This window comes from Oleiphilus sp. HI0043 (assembly GCF_001634935.1).
The window spans coordinates 1-2292 of the sequence record NZ_LWEY01001142.1; the positions used below are offsets into that span (position 1 = coordinate 1).

3 protein-coding genes are annotated in these 2292 nt (G+C 41.7%); all 3 read right to left on the reverse strand.

Features of this window, described 5'->3' with window-relative positions:
• Nucleotides 1-271: 271 nt before the first annotated feature.
• On the reverse strand, nt 272-859 hold the full coding sequence (locus A3729_RS12825; RefSeq protein WP_068511109.1) for an SHOCT domain-containing protein: 588 nt from the start codon (nt 857-859) through the stop codon (nt 272-274).
• Between the two features lie 105 nt (nt 860-964).
• Nucleotides 965-1420, reverse strand: coding sequence for a hypothetical protein (locus A3729_RS12830; RefSeq protein ID WP_068511111.1), 456 nt, complete (start codon nt 1418-1420; stop codon nt 965-967).
• A 112-nt stretch (nt 1421-1532) separates the two neighbouring features.
• The gene (locus A3729_RS12835; protein WP_068511113.1) at nt 1533-2030 is read right to left on the reverse strand and encodes a hypothetical protein; all 498 of its coding nucleotides are present in this window, start codon (nt 2028-2030) and stop codon (nt 1533-1535) included.
• Nucleotides 2031-2292: the final 262 nt, after the last annotated feature.

Below are 2292 nucleotides of genomic sequence, written 5' to 3' on the forward strand. Positions count from 1 at the left end.
CCACGACGTAATAAGTAAGGTTGGATAGGTTAACGCGTCGCGTTAGCAACCCACGAATACCAGCATGATCACCGTCGAAATTACTTGCTTCATCTGATGCGTTGACGCTTCCCTAACGGGAAGAATGTTAATTAAAAAGAAAGGCTCTGGCCGAGGTTCCGGCAGGATTTTGTGCGGGCCTCTTGACGTGGGGAGTCATACCAACGCCCGCATTTGCGGCTGGTTTGGAGCGTAGCGGAAAACCAGTCCGGCAACATGCGCTTGTTACATGCTATAGCTGCTTAAGCAATTCAGATTTCTTTTCTTGATACTCACCTTCAGAAAGCACACCTTCATCCCTAAGCACCTTTAATTTAAGAAGCCTGTCCATAACCGAATCACCGTTATCTCTAGCAGATGCCTTCTCGTTTAGGCGCCACCGGTCGCGCTCAAACTGGTAGGATGATTTTCTGTATGAGCTAACCATTACCCCCGTACCTGATTCTTCAAGCTTTTTCTGAATATTATCAATAATTTTTTGCGGCCTTGAAGTCGGGTAAGTTCCTTTTCCGCCAAGCTCTACAAAATAGCCCTTAACATTCTTACCGCTTAAACTAACACCCTCAACGGGAACAATCTTGACGAAGACGTTATACCAATCCAGACCCCAAGTCATTCTGGTAGAGAATCCTCTTTCTGGACCATCAATTTCATTAACGATTTCATCATCAACGATTGATGTGATTTCTTGATATGTCAATTGAAAAATCTTTTGCTCTTCTATGGCATATATTTTGTAACCACCATCTTGCTTTAATGTTGTTTGGTGGGTACTACACCCAGTCAAAAAAGCAAAAAAGACTAGAGTCGTTAACCTCATGTAATGCTCTCCATTGGCATGTAACGCTTACATAATGGGCCGGAGCGTAGCGACGGTCCAGCCCACAATTTCTTTTGTGGGCGATCATTGATGTACTTGTTATATTTATTGTCTAAAATACGTTTCATCAAAGTCTATTTCTGTTGGCCTAATGGAGCCATCAATATAGACACCCCAGTTTAGTGAGTCGCCATCTACACGAATAAGGTCAGCAACTTGAAGCGTTTGATCTTCTATTTTTAGAATGACATCGAACTCGATGGCTTCAGGACCGCCAGCGGTAATAACTGTATTTCCAAGTGTAAAAGTACCACTGCCACTAACTTCTATATCAGGCTGACCAGTGCACAATGAATTTGAGTAAACTTCCAAACTTGCGGTTAGACTGTAACCATTAAATATATAAGACTCGAGATTATAATCGCCATATTCTTCATCGTAATAGCAGGAAGCAGACCAAAGACCATTTATTCCGAGCGGGTCTGGCGTATCATTACCCCCACTACTGCAGGCGGCTAAAAATATTACTGCCAAACATACGATAGAACTTCCAATTTTCATTACTACTCCCTAAATATAACGCTTTTATAAACGGCGCGCGTGTCTTTGCGCGTCCAGTGTAGCCCACGTTCCTTCGTGGGCGGAACGAGGTTTGATAAACTTGTTAAGTGATTTAATGCAGTGCATTTAATTTAACTACACTATCATCGAAGGTGCTTACCGGAATTAAGAAAGCCAGGCCCGTACTAGTTTGTTTATAGCGAACGTAAACTTCGCCAGCTTTGTAAGAATATAGCTGTAATGATCTTGCCTCATAGACTGTTACACCACCATTATTTTGAGTTTCATTTTTGATATCGATGGCAAGAATACCCTTTGAGCAAGACCAGTCAGGACGTAGTATTTGTGATGAATTAACTACAGATTCATTTTTGTACCCAGTGAACAATAGTTCATTAGCGGATGCATTTATTTCAAATTGATCGTATTGACGAAGTTGCCAAAAACCAAGGCTATTGTAATGTGAATAGTTTTCGAAGTTTAAGGTGTATTTACCAGACAAAGAGGTACAGCTTTGGTTTCCGATAACCAAGCTTTCGTTTGGTTTATATTGTTGAAAACCACAACCTGCTAGTAGTCCAATTATTATCGTTAGAATTATATTTTTCATATGGTCACTTAACGCTTTTATAAACGGCGCACGGCTCTATCGTGCGTCCAACGTAGGCCACGTGTTTTTGTGGCCGGAGTGATGTTTGATGAACTGGTTAGATGTTTTAGAACACCCAACTACACCAAACACCACGTTAAAACCTTTGTACTTGCCCAGAGACAAAAACACCCTAGATGGCGACTTTACCGGACTCCCTAGGAACACACCACCAACGAAACCTCTACAAATTAAAATGTACCTGAGAAGCTTAAACAGCGGA

What these genes read in the sequence shown, in the direction of transcription:
- A3729_RS12825 (WP_068511109.1), bottom strand. Translation starts at nt 859, where the DNA reads ATGAGGTTAACGACTCTAGTCTTTTTTGCTTTTTTGACTGGGTGTAGT.
- A3729_RS12835 (WP_068511113.1), bottom strand. Translation starts at nt 2,030, where the DNA reads ATGAAAAATATAATTCTAACGATAATAATTGGACTACTAGCAGGTTGT.
- A3729_RS12830 (WP_068511111.1), bottom strand. Translation starts at nt 1,420, where the DNA reads ATGAAAATTGGAAGTTCTATCGTATGTTTGGCAGTAATATTTTTAGCC.